Raw genomic sequence first — 15590 nt, forward strand, 5'->3', positions numbered from 1 at the left:
CATCATGCTCAACCGCGACGAGGATATTCTGAAGGCTGCCGAGGACTGGCAGAAGGCCGGCCATGGCGTGGCGCTCGCCACCGTGGTCGAGACCTGGGGCTCGGCGCCGCGTCCGGCCGGCTCCAGCCTGGTCATCAATGATGACGGCACGTTCCTGGGGTCGGTGTCCGGCGGCTGCGTCGAGGGCGCGGTCGTGACCGAAGCAATGGACGTGATCGAAAGCGGCCAGCCCAAGATGCTGGAGTTCGGCGTCGCCGACGAGACCGCCTGGAATGTCGGACTGTCCTGCGGTGGTACCATTCGAGTGTTCGTCGAGAAGGTCGGGTAACGATGAAGCTTGCAACCCTCTCCGAGCTGAACGCGGAGCGCGCCGCGCGGCGCCCGGTGATCCTGGTCACCGATGTCGCCACCGGCGAGCAGCGGCTCGTGAAAGCCAAGGACATTGTCGCCGATCCACTACGCGCCGAGCTCGCCGCGCAGTTGCGGATGGGCAAGAGCGGGATGATCGAGACTGGCGGCAAGAGGTTGTTTCTCAATGTCTACGCGCCGACCGCGCGGCTCGTGATCATCGGCGCCGTCCATATCAGCCAGGCGCTGGCGCCGATCGCGCGCTCGCTCGGTTACGACGTGACGGTCGTCGACCCGCGCACGGCGTTTGCCAGCCCCGAGCGCTTCCCCGACGTGCCGCTGATCGCGGAATGGCCCGACGTGGCGCTGCCGCCGCTCAACATCGATCACTACACGGCGTTCGTCGCGCTGACCCACGATCCCAAGATCGACGATCCGGCGCTGCTGCACGCCTTCTCGCGTGACTGCTTCTATATCGGTGCGCTGGGCTCGCGGAAGACGCATGGCAAGCGCGCCGAGCGGCTCCGTGCGCAGGGGGCCAGCGAGGCCGACATCTCCCGCATTCACGCGCCCATTGGACTGGCCATCGGCGCCGTATCGCCATCGGAGATCGCCGTCTCGATCATGGCCCAGATCACCGCGGCGCTGCGGCTGCCGCCCAAGGAAAAAGAAGAAGCGGCATGAAATTCGGCCCGGCCAGTCCGGCGGAGGCAGTCGGCGGGGTGACGGTGCACACCCTGCGCCAGGGCAGACTGGTGCTGAAGAAGGGCACCACGATCGGTCCGGCCGAGGTGGAGGCCCTGACCAGGGAAGGCGTCAAGGAGATCGTCGTCGTCAGGCTGGAGCCGGGCGACGTTTCCGAGGATGAAGCTGCCGCCGGCATCGCCAAGGCGGTCGCGGGCGAGGGCATTCATGTCGATCGCGCCTTCACCGGCCGCGCCAATTTGTTCGCGGCCCAGGCCGGCGTGCTGGTGATCGATCGCGATGCGGTCGACCGCATCAACGCGGTCGACGAAGCCATCACCTTCGCGACCTTGCCGGCGTTCAAGCCGGTGGTCGAAGGCGAGATGGTCGGCACCGTCAAGCTGATCCCGTTTGGGGTCGAAGGACGCTTGCGCGACGCGGCTGTCGCGGCGGCGGGCAAGGGCGCGCTCCGGATCGCGCCCTATGTCATCAAGCGCGTCGGCGTGGTCTCCACCATCCTGCCCGGCCTCTCCTCGAAGGTCATCGACAAGACCTTGCGCGTCACCGCCGAACGGCTGGCGCCTGCAGGCGCCGCCATCATTGCCGAACGCCGCGTGCCGCATGAAGGCGCGCCGCTGTCGGCCGCCATCCAGGAACTGCTCGGGCTCGGCGCCGAGCTAGTCATCGTGTTCGGGGCCTCGGCCATTGCCGACCGGCGCGACGTGATCCCGGCTGCGATCACCGGCATTGGGGGGACGGTCGAGCATTTCGGCATGCCGGTCGATCCCGGCAATCTCCTGCTGATCGGTAACGCGGCCGGCGTGCCGGTGCTCGGTGCGCCTGGCTGTGCCCGTTCGCCGGTCGAGAACGGTTTCGATTGGGTCCTGATGCGGCTGCTCGCCGGCATCAAGGTGACCCGCGCCGAGCTGATGGCGATGGGCGTCGGCGGCCTTCTGATGGAGATCGTCACCAGGCCGCAGCCCCGCGCCAAGCCGGAAACGGAGGGCGAACGCAAGGTTGCGGCCATCGTGCTCGCCGCCGGCCGCTCGACCCGGATGGGCGGGCCCAACAAGCTCCTGGCCGAACTCGAGGGCAAGAAGCTGGTGCGGATCGTGGTCGAGCAGGCGCTGGCCTCCAAGGCTTGCGAGGTGATCGTCGTCATCGGCCATCAGGCCGACCTGGTCGAGCAGGCGCTGGCAGATCTGCGTGTCCGGTTCGTGCGCAATCCCGATTTCGCTGGCGGGCTTGCGAGTTCCGTGAAGGCCGGCATCGCGGCCGTGTCCGAGAACGCCGATGGCGCGGTAGTCTGCCTCGGCGACATGCCGATGGTCTCGAGCGATATGCTCGATCGGCTGATCGGCACGTTCGAGCCGGATCGCGGCAATTTGATCGTGGTGCCGGTCGCCGACGGCCGCCGCGGCAATCCGGTCTTATGGTCGCGGCGTTTCTTCCAGGAGCTGATGACGCTGGATGGCGACGTCGGTGCGCGGCATCTGATCGCCAAGCATGCGGAGGCCGTCGCCGAAGTGCCGGTCGAGGGAGACGGCGCCTTCCTCGACATCGACACGCCGCAGGCGCTGGACGCCGCACGGCGGGGGTGAGACGGCTTTCCATCATGACGCAGGGTTCTTCACTTCGCTCGCAACGGCGGTTGTCCGTCGATGGCCGGCGTTGCATCAGGCGCTATCTTTCAACCTTCTATTCACCAAGTTGAAACATCTTTTCCCCTAGATTTCGCCACATTGGGCCTCGGGGGAGGATCTCGGTGATCGTTTCGACCGCCGCGCGACGCTTCGCGCTATTTGCGTTTGGTATGACCGTTCTGGTGGCGGGCGCACGCCTTGCGACCGATCATTTCATCAGCGTCGCGCACGCAGCCGGTGCGTTCGCCATGGGCCAATGCGCCGCCTATGGCCAAGCCTATGATTACCCGTCCGAGCCTTCGGCAAAAGCGGCCGCGCTCAAGCAGTGCAAGGGCGACTGCACGGCAGTGATCCTGAAGAAGGCGTGTGCGGCCTTCGCGGTCGATTTGACCAATCCCTGCGGTCCGCATGGCTATGCGGTCCGGCCGAAGATATCGACCTCGCTCAACGATGCGACGCGTGAATGCTACAAATATGGCGGCAAGGAATGCGTGATCCGCGCCTGGGTCTGCGACGGCAAGGGTTGATTTCGCAGACAGGGCTTTTCATTGTTCGGGCAGCGGCGAACCCGGACTCCTGCGACGACGACAGCGTCTTGGCGCTGTCAGCGTAGAATTGATCGGGTTTCGGTCAATTTATCGGCGTCCCGAGAATGGCGTCGTTTGCCGGAGGAACGATGCAGTTCGACACCAAGATCGCGCTGGTGATCCGTAACGACCTTGAAGCCTGGCAGAAGCTGAACGTGGCAGCCTTTCTCGCGAGCGGCATTGCCGCTGCGTTTCCCGAATGTGTCGGTGTGCCTTATGAGGACGGTGATGGCACGCCATACCATGCGCTGATCGGCCAGCCGATCTTGATCTACGGTGCAGTCGATCGCGCGGCGTTGTCGCGGGCACTCGAACGGGCCTTGGCTCGCAACGTCAAATGCGCGCTCTATAGCGAAGACATGTTCAAGACCACCCATGACGAGGCCAATCGCGCCGCGGTGAAAGCGGTCGCTCGCGCCGACCTCAATCTGGTCGGCCTGGCCTTCCGCGGAGAACGCAAGGTGGTTGACAAGGTCGTGGACGGCTTGAAGTTTCACCACTGAAGATGGCGCGACAAGCCGGCCAGTTGATGTCACGGAGTTGTCATATGCTCCGCGACGAAGCGACGGCCGTCCATTGACTCCGATCAAGCTCGAGCTTGCCGGCCTCTATTAGTTTGCGCCTCGAAATGAGAGGAGCAGACACATGTCGACAATGAAGGCCGCCGTCGTCAAAGCCTTTGGCAAGCCGCTGGTGATCGAGGACGTGCCGATCCCGGTGCCGGGCCCTGGCGAGATCCTGGTCAAGCTGAAGGCCTGCGGCGTCTGTCATACCGACCTGCACGCCGCCTCGGGCGACTGGCCGGTCAAGCCGGTACCGCCTTTCATTCCGGGCCATGAGGCGGCCGGTTTGGTTGCGGCGCTCGGCCCTGGCGTGACCGATTTCAAGGTCGGCGATGCCGTCGGCGTGGCGTGGCTGCATGATGCCTGTCTGCGCTGCGAATATTGCGAGACAGGCTGGGAGACCCTGTGCGAGCACCAGCACAACACCGGCTACAGCGTCAACGGCGGTTTCGCTGAATACGTCATCGCCTCCGCGGCCTTCGCGGCACGCCTGCCGGCTGACGTCGACTTCGCTGCGATTGCCCCGATCCTCTGCGCGGGCGTGACGACCTACAAGGGCCTGAAGGAAACCGAGACCCGGCCGGGCGAGTGGGTGGTCATCTTCGGCGTCGGCGGCCTCGGCCACGTCGCCATCCAATATGCCAAGGCCATGGGGATGAAGGTGATCGGGATCGACATCACCGAGGACAAGTTGAAGCTCGCGCGCGAAGCCGGCGCCAATCACGCGGTCAATGCGCTCGACAAGGACGCGGTGGACCGGGTCGCCAAGATCACCGGCGGCGGCGCCCACGGCGTACTGGTGACGGCCGTGTCGACGCCAGCCTTCGCCCAGGCGCTGCACATGGTCCGTCGCAAGGGGACGGTCAGCCTGGTCGGGCTGCCACCGGGCGAGTTTCCGACACCGATCTTCGACGTCGTGCTGAAGCGCATTACGGTGCGCGGCTCGATCGTCGGCACGCGGCGAGATCTCGACGAGGCCATCGCCTTCGCCGCAGAGGGCAAGGTCAAGGCCGAGATCACCACGGCGCCGCTGTCGGAGATCAACACCATCTTCGACAAGATGAAGGCAGGCAAGATCGACGGCCGCATCGTGCTCGATTTCACCTGAATGCCTATCGGCGCACATTCTAAAGAAGGCCGCGGCGTCATGGAAATGCGCCGCGGCCTTTTGATATGGATCAGCGTCTCGGTGGATCGGGCTGGCACGATGCGGCCATGACAGCGGTTACCAAAATCGTCTTTCTCGGCGCGAGCAGCGCGTCCTTCGGACTCAGCATGTTCCGGGACCTGTTCTCGACGCATGAGCTCGCAGGCAGCACCTTGGTGCTGGTCGGTCGCAACGCCGAGCGGCTCGGCCGCGCCGAGCGCCTGGCGAAGCTCTTGAACGACAAGTCCGGCGCCGGACTGAAGATCGAGGCGACGACGGACTGGCGCGCTGCGCTGGATGGCGCGGGCTTCGTCGTCCATTCCACCGCGATCGACCGCAACCGGCTCTGGCGGCACGATTTCGAGGTGCCGCGCAAATACGGCATCCGCCATACGCTCGGCGAGAATGGCGGGCCCGGTGCATTGTTCTTCACCTTGCGCACGCTGCCGGTGGTGTTCGACTTCGTCCGCGAAATCGAAAGCCGCTGCCCGCAGGCGCTGTTCATCAACTTCTCGAATCCGGAGAGCCGCATCATCCTGGCGCTCGGGCAGCATAGCCGGATCAAGCACATTGGCCTCTGCCACGGCATCTTCATCGCACGCAGCCAGGTCGCCGCGATCCTCGGCTTGCCCGAAGCGCGGGTGGACGTGTGGGGCGCCGGTCTCAACCACTTCCAATGCTTGAAAGAGATTCGCGATCGCGAGACCGGGGCCGATCTCTATCCGCTCCTGCGCGAGAAGGAGGCAAGCCACGATCCCGAGGTTTCGCCGCTGACCCGCGCGCTGTTCCGCAGCTTCGGCTATTGGCTAGGCTGTGGTGACGGCCATGTCGGCGAATATTTCGCCTATGGCTGGGAGGCGGGGGAGGGCGGTTACAATTTCGATTGGGACGAGGGCGAGCGCGCCAAGGTGAACCGGCTGATCGAGGACGTGCTGGCCGGTCGTACGGAGATGCCGGATTGGTGGCTGAAGCCGTCGGGCGAGCGCGCCGTCTCCGTGATCTCCTCCGTACTGCATGACCGCAAGCAGCTGATCGAATCCGGGGTCGTCTATAACGATCGCGTCATTCCTAACCTGCCGGCGGACGCGGCGGTGGAAGTGCCGGTCGTCGCCGACCGTATCGGCATTCATCCAGTCTCGCTCGGGCCACTGCCGGAGCCGGTCGCGAAGCTCATGACCGTTCAGGTCCAGGTGCAGCAGCTTTCGGTCCAAGCGGCGATGCAGGCCTCCAAGGAGATCGCGCTGCAGGCGCTCCTGATCGACCCCGTGGTGAACTCGGCGACATCAGCGCGGCAGCTCCTGGACGAATTGTGGGAGATCAACCGGCCCTACATTCGTCCTTGTGCGTGAGACGCGCACTACAAATCAATCCATTCGCAGCTGCCGGAAGATCACGGCTTTGGCGCCGTCGAGCAGAAAGGCGAACACGACGGCTACCGCAAGCAGGCCGGCGATGATCGGCAGCGCCAGCGGAGCCATCAGCGATCCGGTGGCGGCGAGCGCCGTGACGATCAGGATGTCCGTAATCGAGGAGACGACGACGGTCCGGCTTGGCCGCGACGACCACAGGCGGCGGCGTTCGCGCACGACGTAATAGATCGATTGGCCGCTGAAGGTCAGGTTGACCAGGGTCATGGTCCGCAGCGTCTCGAGGTCGAGGCGTAGCAGATCCCTGCCGATCAGCAGCACGCCGACGCAGAATGCGAGATCGACCATACCCATGATCACGCCGGCGAGCGTCAGGTCGCCGATGCGCCACGCATTCGGCTCGGCCGAGGGCCGGACGTTGTCGGTCGCCGCCGACATTGCCAGGAAATCGCCCGTGATCATGGAGATCACGATCAGCGTCGGTGTCAGAATGGCATGTCCGACGGTCAGGAAGCCGATGCCGAGATAGGAAACCTGGCGGACCTTGTGCACGATCGAGCGCAGCGCATAGGTGAGGATACGCTGGAATGCGACGCGTCCCTGCGTCACCGCGGTGAGAATGCTGGTGAGGCCGGGCTCGGTGAGCACGAGGCCGGCTGCGGACTTCGCGACGTCGGTCGACGTCGAGACCGCAATGCCAAGCTGCGCCTGACGCAGCGCCGGCGCATCGTTGGCGCCGTCACCGCACATGCCGACGGAATAGCCCGAGCGCTGCAGCGCCTTGACCAAAGCGAATTTGTCTTCCGGCAGCACGCCGGCGAACACCGCGTAATCTGTGGCGTCGATCCTCTCGGGGATCGGTCCGGGCGGAAACACCTTGCCGTCCAGTCCAATCGCTTTGGCCACGGCCGAGGCCGTGGCCGGGGCATCGCCGGTCACCATGACGACGCGCACGCCCATTGCTTGCAATTTCGCGAGGCAATCGGCAGCTTCGGGCCGCGGAGGATCGCTCAGCGCGATCAAGCCGACGATGTGCATCACATCCGAATCCGCGGCGGACACACTGACGCCGAGTACGCGATAACCCTCGGCCTCCAGCCTTGAGGCTTCGGCCCTTGCCTCATTGGGTGCAGTCGACATGGCCAGCACAGCCGCGAACGCGCCTTTCACCACGCGCCGTCGCGTGTCATCTGCGGTGATGACGGTCGCTTCCGCCATCTTGGTGGCGGGATCGAACGGAATGAATGTTTCTCGCCGCAATCCGTCCAATCGGCCATTCCCGGACGCCATCCGCACTGCGCCATCGACCGGATCGAGCCCGCCGTCGGAACTCGACAGACGCGCCCACACCAGGACATCCCGCGCGCTCGCGTTTCCAAATGGGACGGTCGCTGCGACGCGCAGTTCGTTTTGGGTCAGAGTGCCCGTCTTGTCGACGCACAGCACGTTCATGGTGGCGGCCTCGTCGACCGCGGAGAGCCGCGTCGGCAGCACGCCGCGTCGGCCGAGCGCCTGCGCCGCCACGGCAGCGGTGAGCGTGAAGGCTGCCGGAAGCGCGACCGGCACGGAGGCAAGAACAGCAATCAGGCCGAGCGGAACGATTTCCGTCATCGGCAGGTGACGGGAGATCGCATAGGCGATCAGCGCGAGCGCCAATGTCCCATTGATGGTCGCGAGCGCGAGCACCACGCGCAACACCGCCTTCTGCTGCGAACTGGTGACATGTGCCGTCCGAATAAGCTCTGCTGTCCGTCCGAACCGGGTGTGGGCACCAGTTGCGAGCACCTCGGCCATCGCTTCGCCGCGCCGGATCAGGGCTCCGGCGAAGGTCTCGCTGCCGGGACCGACCTCGATCGGTAGCGACTCGCCCGTCAGCATTGATTGGTCGAGCATCACAGCGCCTGAACCGAGCCGCACATCGGCAGGCACCACGGCGCCGAGCGTCAGCTTGATGATATCTCCGGGCACGAGTTCGGCCGCCGGAATGATGGTCCAGATGCCGTCGCGGAGGACGGCGGCGTTGAGCGCGAGCCGCTGCTTCAAGGCCTGCAGCGTGGCCTTGGCGCGGCCTTCCTGGAACGTGCCAAGCAGGGCGTTGAACACCAGCAGCAGGCCGATGATTCCTGCCTCGAAATATTCGCCGAGCGAGAGTTGCAGCAGGATCGCCGCCTCCAGCAGGCAGGGGACCGGCGCAACAAACTTGCCGAGCAGCACGTGCCAGAGCGGACGCTCGGTGCTCGTCGTCGCATTGGAGCCGAATTCCCGCAGGCGCCGGGCCGCTTCGGCGGCTGTCAGGCCGCGATCCCAAACCGATGCTTGATCGGCCGTTGCGGGCGCCGGCGCGTTCGCCGGTAATGGAGCCGCGGGAATTTCGAAATCATCCATCGCGATTGCCGGATGAGTACTGCCCGATGATGAGTCCTAGGGCTGCGCAGTGCCCTGCGAATATTCGGCGGAACGGAACTCAGCATGAGCCTGATCAAGGCGCACGCGGATGTGAAATGGTTGCTTGTAGCGCGCATCCTTCCATCAGACGCCGGTCGTCCGAGGCCAGCGCCGTAGCCGGATCGCAATGGTATTGACACTGACTGACCAGTCAGTCATATTTTAAGAATGGTGATGAGAACACGAAAAGTCGCAAGCAGGGTTACTGGCCGGCCGGCCGCATCGCAGGTCGTTCGCGCAGCGGACAAGGCAGGCGAAGCGTCCGCGAGCCGGGCGGAGCGCGCGGCCGAGCGCCGCGCGGCGATCGTCGAGGCGGCGATGGAGGAGTTCGTCGCGCGCGGCTTCACCGCGACGCGGCTCGACGACATTGCCAAGCGGGCCGGCGTCGCCAAGGGCACGATCTATCTGCATTTCAAGGACAAGGAATCGATGTTTGAGGAATTGATCCGCACCGCGATCGTGCCGTTCGTCAGCCGCATGACTGCACCGCCGTCATTCACGGGATCGGTGCGCGATGCGGTCGAAACACTGGGGCGCCTGTTCATCCACGAGGTCGCGACTACGCGCCGCGGCGACATCGTTCGGCTGATCGTGGCCGAGGGCACGCGCTTTCCGGCGATTGCCGATTTCTACTATCGCGAGGTGGTATCTCGCGGACTCGCCGCGCTGCGCGGCCTGATCGAGCTTGCGATCGAGCGGGGAGAGATCCGCGAGCCCAAGCTCGCGCAATTTCCGCAAATCATGATCGCGCCGGTGCTGATTGCTGTGCTGTGGAAGAGCCTGTTCGAGCGGCATGCGCCGCTCGATGCCGAAGCGATGCTGCGGACGCATCTCGACCTGATCTTTGGCGAACGGAGTGCAACATGACGAGCCTCTTGCATTGCTTCGTCGTTCTGGCCACCGCTTTCACGCTGAACGGATGTCACGATAAGCGCGATCCCGGCTATCAGGGCTGGGTCGAGGCCGATATGATCTTCGTCAGCCCCGATGAGGCGGGGCGCGTAACCAAGCTCAACGTCCGCGAAGGCGACGAGGTCAAGGTCGGCGATCTGCTCTATTCGGTCGACGACGATCTGCAGCAGGCCGATCTCAACCAGAACAAGGCGACGCTCGCCAATGCGCAGCAGACCTATGACCGTGCGGCCGCACTGAGCAAGACCGGCGCAGGCACGCAGGCTACGCTTGATTCGGCGATCTCCGCGTTGCGCGTCGCCGAGGCCCGTGTGGTCACGTCGCAGACGCGGCTGGCCCGCCGCAGGGGCTTTGCCCCGGTCGCCGGCACCGTGCAGCAGATCTACTTCCGCGAGGGTGAGATGGTCGCGGCGCAGCGGCCGGTCCTCTCGATCATGCCGCCCGGCAACATGAAGCTGCGCTTTTACGTTTCCGAGACGGAACTGCCGAAGATCGCCATCGGCGATGAGGTCCGCGTCACCTGCGACAATTGTGCGCCCGATCTCTCCGCGCGGATCTATTTCATCGCGACCACGGCCGAATACACCCCGCCAGTGATCTACAGCCTCGATGAGCGCAACAAGCTCGTCTATCTGATCCAGGCGCGGCCTTCGCGGCCCGACGCGCTGCGCGTCGGCCAGCCGGTCAGCGTCTATCTCAATGCCAAGACGCCGGTGGCCGATCGACGATGACGCGCGCGGCGGACGACGGGATCGCGATCGACGTTCATGGACTGACGAAATCGTTCGGCGGCCGCGAGGTCGTGCACGATCTGTCGATGCGGGTGAAGCGCGGCTCGATCTACGGGTTTCTCGGTCCGAACGGCTCCGGCAAGACTACGACCATCCGAATGTTATGCGGGCTGTTGACGCCCGATAGTGGCGAGGGCCGCTGTCTGGGGTTCGATATCCGCCGCGACGCCGACCGCATCAAGCGGCGGGTTGGCTACATGACTCAGCGCTTCAGCCTGTATCAGGATCTGTCGGTGCGCGAGAATCTCGAATTCGTGGCGCGTCTCTATGGCCTGAGCGATCCGCGCGGTGCTGCGCGCGACATGGTCAGGCGGCTTGGGCTGTCGGGCCGGGAGGGACAGCTCGCCGGCGAGCTGTCGGGCGGCTGGAAGCAGCGGCTGGCGCTTGGCGCCTGCACGCTGCCCAATCCGCAGTTGCTGCTGCTCGACGAGCCGACCGCCGGCGTCGATCCCAAGGCGCGGCGCGATTTCTGGAACGAGATCCATGCGCTCGCGGCCGAGGGGCTGACCGTGCTGGTCTCCACCCACTACATGGACGAGGCCGAGCGCTGTCACGAGATCGCTTATATCGCCTATGGCTATCTGCTGGCGCATGGCACTGTCGAGCAGGTGATCAAGCAATCGGCGCTCACCACCTACACTGTCGGTGGCGATCGCCTGCAGGAGGTGGCGAGCGCTCTGGCAGGGCAGCCCGGTGTCGACATGGTGGCGCCGTTCGGCGCCAGCCTGCACGTGTCCGGCCGCGATGGAGCCGCACTGGAATCTTCGATCGCGCCGTGGCGTGACAAGCCCGGCCTGCGTTGGCAGCAGGCGGCGCCCTCGCTGGAGGACGTCTTCATCGATCTGATGAACCGCTCGAAGGACAATTTCCAATGAGCGCTATAGACATCAACGAACGCAGCCCCGCCGAACCGCGCTTCGGCTTCCTGCACCGGACCTACGCGATGCTGGTCAAGGAGTTCATCCAGCTCCGCCGCGACCGGGTCTCGTTCGCCATGATCGTGATGATCCCGGTGATGCAATTGCTGCTGTTCGGCTATGCCATCAACACCACGCCGCATCATCTGCCGGCCGCGGTGCTGCTGCAGGAAGACAGCGATCTCGGGCGCTCGATCCTGAAGGCGCTGGAGAACACGGCCTATTTCCGCTTCACGCGCGAGGTGCACGACGTCAATGAATTCGACGATCTGCTGCTCTCCGGCAAGGTGCTGTTCGGCGTCGAGATTCCGCGTGGCTTCGAGCGCGCAGTCCGCCGCGGCGACCGTCCGGCGCTGCTGGTCGCGGCGGATGCCACCGATCCGGTGGCTGCCTCCTCAGCGCTGTCATCGCTCGGCATGATTGTGCAGACCGCTCTGGCGCACGACCTGTACACCGGTGATCCGGTCTCGCTGCCGTTCGAGATCCGGGCGCATGCCCGCTACAATCCGGCCGCCGAATCGCGGCTCAACATCGTGCCCGGCCTGGTCGGCACCATCCTGACCATGACCATGCTGATCTTCACCGCGCTGTCGGTGACCCGCGAGATCGAGCGCGGCACGATGGAGAGCCTGTTGTCGATGCCGATCAAGCCGGTGGAAGTGATGCTCGGCAAGATCATCCCTTATGTGCTGGTCGGATTCCTGCAGGCATCGATCATCATCGGCATCGGCGTGCTGCTGTTCGGCGTGCCCGTGTTCGGCAGCCTTTCGTTGCTGGCGTTGCTGTCGACGCTGTTCATCGGCGCCAATCTGTCGATCGGCTACACGTTCTCCACCCTGGCGCAGAACCAGCTGCAGGCGATGCAGCTGTCGATGATGTTCTTCCTGCCCAGCATCCTGCTGTCCGGATTCATGTTTCCGTTCCTGGGCATGCCGCAATGGGCGCAATATGTCGGCGAGTGCCTGCCGCTCACGCATTACCTGCGCATCGTCCGCGCGATCATGCTCAAGGGCTCGACCCTGCAGAACCTGCAATATGACGCCATTGCCCTGTTCGCCTTGATGCTGTTTGCGATGACGGTCGCCGTGCTGCGCTTCCGCCGCACCCTCGATTGAGGCAGGATGTGGCCGGGGCAGGCGAGGAGCTTGGGGCGCGCGATGTTGGCACCATGGTCGGACCGAAATGAAGCACTTGGGGCTGCTGCGTCGGCCGAATTCGGCCAAGCCTTTACGCGTCAAGTCCTGAGCACGGAACTGCTTCGGGTCAAGGTGCTGATCGGCACCGCAGCTCTGTTTTTGGCGATCTCTGCCTTCGTCGATATCTTCGAACCGAAGATCATGCTTTGGATTTGGCACGGCGGATCCAGGGCTCTCTACAGCTATGCGATTCTGATCTTTTTCATTCTGTTCGAGGCCTGGATCCATTCTCGGATCCTGGCGGACATCGGGCGCGGCCGCGACGTTCCGCTCGTCATGCGCTATATCGGCACCGTGATCGAGACTTCGTTGCCGACATTGGTGCTGGTGATGCAGATCGACAGCATCGGCCCGGAGAAGGCGCTCGCCTTCGGCATGCCGCTGACCTACTTCGTCTTCATCATTCTGTCGACGCTGAGGCTCGACTTCTGGCTGTCGAGCTTCACCGGATTCGTCGCTGCTGCCGAGCTGCTGGTCGTCGCGCTCGTCGACCGGCCGGTCCTCGACGTCAGCCAGAATCCAGAGATCTATTTCCATGCGGAGCGAAGCTTTATCATCCTGCTCTGCGGCACGATCGCAGGCGCGGTCGGCCTGCAGCTGAGGCGCCAGTTCGTGGCCAGCATCCTGGCAGCGACGGCGCGCGACCGACTCACCGACCTGTTCGGCCAGCACGTCTCGCCCCAGGTCGTCGAGCGTCTGATGAAGGAGGGCACCACGGAAGCGAGAGACATCCGGCAGGTCGCCGTGATGTTCGTCGACTTCCGCAGCTTCACCGCGGCCGCGCGGTCGCGCACGCCGCAGGAGGTGGTGGACCGTCTCGACGGTGCGTTCGCGGTGCTGGTCGAAATCCTCGAGCGCCACGGCGGCATCGTGAACAAGTTCCTCGGCGACGGCTTCCTGGCGCTGTTCGGCGCGCCGTTCGAGACGCCGGATGCGGCACAGCACGCGGTGGCGGCGGCGCGCGAGATGGTGGCCGCAATGGAGCAGGTCAACGCCGGCTCGGACTGGCCGCTGCGCATCGGCATCGGCATTCATCTCGGCGAGGTGATCGCCGGCAGCATCGGCTCGCCGCGCCGCAAGGAATACACCGTGATCGGCGATACCGTGAATTTCGCCTCGCGGCTGGAGACGCTGAACAAGGAATTCGATTCCCAGCTCTTGATCTCGTCGGAGGTCCGCGCCGCGATCGGCGCGGATGGCGATGGCGCCGTGCCGCATGGGCAAGTGTCGATCCGCGGCTATGACCGGGCCGTCGAGGTCTGGCAGCTGAGCTAGCGTTCACACTCACACCTGCGGCGCGACCAGGTTCTCCACCTTGACGTGGTCGCGCTCCTCGATGATCTCCGCGATCCAGCGCCGGTGGCAATGGGTGTGATCACGCTCGTAGCAGAGCAGGCAGATGGGGCCTGCAGTCTTCACGAGCGCGGATAATTCATCGAGCTGCTCCTTGGCCTGGGGCGTCTTCAGATGCGCGCTATAGACCTTCTGTAATGTATCGTAATGGCCGCTGCGCGCAGCGTCGCGGCCTTCCTTCGGCGTGCCGAGCCCACGCAGATGCACGTAACCGATGCCGCGCTCGTCGAGACCGGCCGCAAGCTGGGTCTTCGACAACCCGGGACGGCGGGATGCGGCGATGGCGCGGACATCGACCAGGAGCTTCACGCCGGCAGACTGCAATTCGTCGAGCACCGCCTTGGCCGGCGTCTGCTCGTAGCCGATCGTGAACAATGTCTTGGCTTTCGCCATCTGACGTAACCTCAGCTCAGCCGCGCGATCAGCTCCATCGCCCCTGCAGGCGCGCGCACCTTGCCCTCATGGATCACATAGGCGAACACGTCGCGCGGGCTCTTCTTGGCAGGCTCGTTGTCAACGCGCGGCAGATCGTCCGGTTCGCCGCCCTCGGCCCAGGTCTTGAGCCGCCCGGCCCAGGCGTCGAGCTGTTTCGGCGGGTAGCAGGTGGCGATCTCGTCATTGCCCTTCTGCAGCCGTGCATAGACGAAATCGCCGGTGACGTCGGCGATTGCCGGATACTTGCCGTGTTCGGCAAAGACCACCGGGGTTTCGAACTCACGCAGAAGCGCCACGAAGCCGGGTGCGCAGAAGCTGTCGTGCCTGACTTCAACGACATGGCGCAGCGCGCGGCCGTCGATCTCGCGCGGCAGGAGCTCCAGGAACTTGCCGAAATCGGCTTCGTCGAACTTCTTGGTCGGCGCGAACTGCCAGAGCACCGGGCCCAAGCGGTCGCCGAGTTCGAGCACGCCGGTGTCGTAGAATCGCTTGACCGAGTCGCCGGCCTCCGCCAGCACGCGCCGGTTGGTCGCAAAGCGCGGGCCCTTGAGCGAGAACACGAAGCCGTCGGGCACCTCGCGCGCCCATTTGCGGAAACTCTCCGGTTTCTGCGAGCCGTAATAGGTGCCGTTGATCTCGATCGAGGTCAGCTTTGAGGCGGCGTATTCCAGCTCCTTCGACTGCGGCAGCTTCTCCGGATAGAACACGCCGCGCCAGGGCGCGAAGGTCCAGCCGCCGATTCCGATATAGATGTGACTCTTTTGCTTTGCAGCGCGCGCGGGGGTCTTGCTCACGGAATGGGGTCCGTCGTTCGGAGGAGGAGCGGGCGGGGATTGGATGCAGAGAGTAATCAATACCGGCAGCCTTGACCAGTTCGGCTCTGTGGCGGCGGTGCTCTTTCGGCCGGCCGAGGTTCCATGATATTCATTCTGCGGGGGCGACAGGGAAGCATTCGCATGACATCCGAATCCATTGGTAGCGTTCTTGGCTTCATTGTCGGGGCAATCGTGCTGGCCGCTGCCTTCTATTATGTCCCGGTCGGACCGCGGTCCATGCCGGCCAAGGTTGAGGCGCCGGCCCAGCCGGTTCCGGCGGCACCGACGGCCCCTGCAGTACGTGGGCCTGTGGTTCGGGAAGTCCCGAACTAGCCCGGTCTTCGGAGGGGTCCTTGCAAAAGGCCTGGGAGATCCCATTTAAGGTAT

The 15590-nt window shown here is 64.7% G+C and carries 16 protein-coding genes; 13 read left to right on the plus strand and 3 right to left on the minus strand.

Annotation, left to right across the window (positions count from 1 at the left end):
• The first annotated feature begins 4 nt into the window (after positions 1-4).
• The 7 genes from QX034_RS24935 (at position 5) to QX034_RS24965 (ending at position 6321) form a co-directional block, all read left to right on the plus strand.
• Positions 5-328 (plus strand): XdhC family protein, encoded by a 324-nt coding sequence (locus QX034_RS24935; RefSeq protein ID WP_315705993.1) that lies wholly within the window; start codon positions 5-7, stop codon positions 326-328.
• Between the two features lie 2 nt (positions 329-330).
• Positions 331-1032, plus strand: a complete 702-nt coding sequence (locus tag QX034_RS24940) for an XdhC family protein (protein ID WP_315705992.1) — start codon at positions 331-333, stop codon at positions 1030-1032.
• Positions 1029-2633 (plus strand): molybdopterin-binding/glycosyltransferase family 2 protein, encoded by a 1605-nt coding sequence (locus QX034_RS24945; protein ID WP_315705991.1) that lies wholly within the window; start codon positions 1029-1031, stop codon positions 2631-2633. The genes QX034_RS24940 and QX034_RS24945 overlap by 4 nt, the downstream gene beginning before the upstream one ends.
• Before the next feature lie 212 nt (positions 2634-2845).
• Positions 2846-3202, plus strand: coding sequence for a DUF4189 domain-containing protein (locus QX034_RS24950; protein WP_315706336.1), 357 nt, complete (start codon positions 2846-2848; stop codon positions 3200-3202).
• 149 nt (positions 3203-3351) lie between these two features.
• Positions 3352-3765: a DUF2000 family protein gene (locus tag QX034_RS24955; RefSeq protein ID WP_315768663.1), complete on the plus strand. Its 414-nt coding sequence runs from the start codon at positions 3352-3354 to the stop codon at positions 3763-3765.
• A gap of 142 nt (positions 3766-3907) precedes the next feature.
• Positions 3908-4933, plus strand: a complete 1026-nt coding sequence (adhP, locus tag QX034_RS24960) for an alcohol dehydrogenase AdhP (protein ID WP_315768662.1) — start codon at positions 3908-3910, stop codon at positions 4931-4933.
• Positions 4934-5040: 107 nt separating this feature from the next.
• Positions 5041-6321 (plus strand): alpha-glucosidase/alpha-galactosidase, encoded by a 1281-nt coding sequence (locus tag QX034_RS24965; protein WP_315806188.1) that lies wholly within the window; start codon positions 5041-5043, stop codon positions 6319-6321.
• Positions 6322-6336: 15 nt separating this feature from the next.
• On the opposite strand, the gene QX034_RS24970 is transcribed toward QX034_RS24965, so the two are convergent.
• Positions 6337-8724 carry an HAD-IC family P-type ATPase gene (locus QX034_RS24970; protein WP_316195900.1) on the minus strand — a complete coding sequence of 796 codons (2388 nt, stop codon included), beginning with the start codon at positions 8722-8724 and terminating at the stop codon, positions 6337-6339.
• A gap of 234 nt (positions 8725-8958) precedes the next feature.
• Between QX034_RS24970 and QX034_RS24975 the strand changes: the two genes are divergently transcribed.
• The 5 genes from QX034_RS24975 to QX034_RS24995 are packed head-to-tail and all read left to right on the plus strand — an operon-like array spanning position 8959 to position 13875.
• Entirely contained in the window at positions 8959-9651 is a 693-nt protein-coding gene (locus QX034_RS24975; protein WP_315705987.1) for a TetR/AcrR family transcriptional regulator, read from the plus strand.
• Positions 9648-10427: an efflux RND transporter periplasmic adaptor subunit gene (locus QX034_RS24980; protein WP_315806186.1), complete on the plus strand. Its 780-nt coding sequence runs from the start codon at positions 9648-9650 to the stop codon at positions 10425-10427. Before QX034_RS24975 ends, QX034_RS24980 begins: the two co-directional genes overlap by 4 nt.
• On the plus strand, positions 10424-11362 hold the full coding sequence (locus tag QX034_RS24985; RefSeq protein ID WP_315705985.1) for an ABC transporter ATP-binding protein: 939 nt from the start codon (positions 10424-10426) through the stop codon (positions 11360-11362). Before QX034_RS24980 ends, QX034_RS24985 begins: the two co-directional genes overlap by 4 nt.
• A complete protein-coding gene (locus QX034_RS24990) occupies positions 11359-12519 on the plus strand; it encodes an ABC transporter permease (protein ID WP_315705984.1) in 1161 nt (386 codons plus the stop codon). Before QX034_RS24985 ends, QX034_RS24990 begins: the two co-directional genes overlap by 4 nt.
• Positions 12520-12561: 42 nt before the next feature.
• Positions 12562-13875 carry an adenylate/guanylate cyclase domain-containing protein gene (locus QX034_RS24995; protein WP_315728594.1) on the plus strand — a complete coding sequence of 438 codons (1314 nt, stop codon included), beginning with the start codon at positions 12562-12564 and terminating at the stop codon, positions 13873-13875.
• Positions 13876-13884: 9 nt separating this feature from the next.
• Here the strand turns inward: QX034_RS24995 and QX034_RS25000 are convergent, their stop codons facing one another.
• Positions 13885-14346 carry a DUF488 domain-containing protein gene (locus QX034_RS25000; RefSeq protein ID WP_315705982.1) on the minus strand — a complete coding sequence of 154 codons (462 nt, stop codon included), beginning with the start codon at positions 14344-14346 and terminating at the stop codon, positions 13885-13887.
• 11 nt (positions 14347-14357) lie between these two features.
• Complete coding sequence (locus QX034_RS25005; RefSeq protein WP_315728596.1) at positions 14358-15182, minus strand: DUF72 domain-containing protein; 825 nt, start codon at positions 15180-15182, stop codon at positions 14358-14360.
• Positions 15183-15344: 162 nt separating this feature from the next.
• Here QX034_RS25005 and QX034_RS25010 point away from each other — a divergent pair, with 162 nt between their 5' ends.
• Complete coding sequence (locus QX034_RS25010) at positions 15345-15536, plus strand: hypothetical protein (protein ID WP_315728598.1); 192 nt, start codon at positions 15345-15347, stop codon at positions 15534-15536.
• The last annotated feature ends 54 nt before the right edge of the window (positions 15537-15590 follow it).

Origin of the sequence: Bradyrhizobium sp. SZCCHNR3119 (assembly GCF_032487775.1) — a bacterium.
In the GTDB taxonomy this organism is placed as follows: Bacteria; Pseudomonadota; Alphaproteobacteria; order Rhizobiales; family Xanthobacteraceae; genus Bradyrhizobium.

Coding starts and splice junctions, on each gene's coding strand:
- QX034_RS24935 (WP_315705993.1), top strand. CDS start 5: ATGCTCAACCGCGACGAGGATATTCTGAAGGCTGCCGAGGACTGGCAG.
- QX034_RS24940 (WP_315705992.1), top strand. CDS start 331: ATGAAGCTTGCAACCCTCTCCGAGCTGAACGCGGAGCGCGCCGCGCGG.
- QX034_RS24945 (WP_315705991.1), top strand. CDS start 1,029: ATGAAATTCGGCCCGGCCAGTCCGGCGGAGGCAGTCGGCGGGGTGACG.
- QX034_RS24950 (WP_315706336.1), top strand. CDS start 2,846: ATGACCGTTCTGGTGGCGGGCGCACGCCTTGCGACCGATCATTTCATC.
- QX034_RS24955 (WP_315768663.1), top strand. CDS start 3,352: ATGCAGTTCGACACCAAGATCGCGCTGGTGATCCGTAACGACCTTGAA.
- adhP (WP_315768662.1), top strand. CDS start 3,908: ATGTCGACAATGAAGGCCGCCGTCGTCAAAGCCTTTGGCAAGCCGCTG.
- QX034_RS24965 (WP_315806188.1), top strand. CDS start 5,041: ATGACAGCGGTTACCAAAATCGTCTTTCTCGGCGCGAGCAGCGCGTCC.
- QX034_RS24970 (WP_316195900.1), bottom strand. CDS start 8,724: ATGGATGATTTCGAAATTCCCGCGGCTCCATTACCGGCGAACGCGCCG.
- QX034_RS24975 (WP_315705987.1), top strand. CDS start 8,959: ATGAGAACACGAAAAGTCGCAAGCAGGGTTACTGGCCGGCCGGCCGCA.
- QX034_RS24980 (WP_315806186.1), top strand. CDS start 9,648: ATGACGAGCCTCTTGCATTGCTTCGTCGTTCTGGCCACCGCTTTCACG.
- QX034_RS24985 (WP_315705985.1), top strand. CDS start 10,424: ATGACGCGCGCGGCGGACGACGGGATCGCGATCGACGTTCATGGACTG.
- QX034_RS24990 (WP_315705984.1), top strand. CDS start 11,359: ATGAGCGCTATAGACATCAACGAACGCAGCCCCGCCGAACCGCGCTTC.
- QX034_RS24995 (WP_315728594.1), top strand. CDS start 12,562: ATGTTGGCACCATGGTCGGACCGAAATGAAGCACTTGGGGCTGCTGCG.
- QX034_RS25000 (WP_315705982.1), bottom strand. CDS start 14,346: ATGGCGAAAGCCAAGACATTGTTCACGATCGGCTACGAGCAGACGCCG.
- QX034_RS25010 (WP_315728598.1), top strand. CDS start 15,345: ATGACATCCGAATCCATTGGTAGCGTTCTTGGCTTCATTGTCGGGGCA.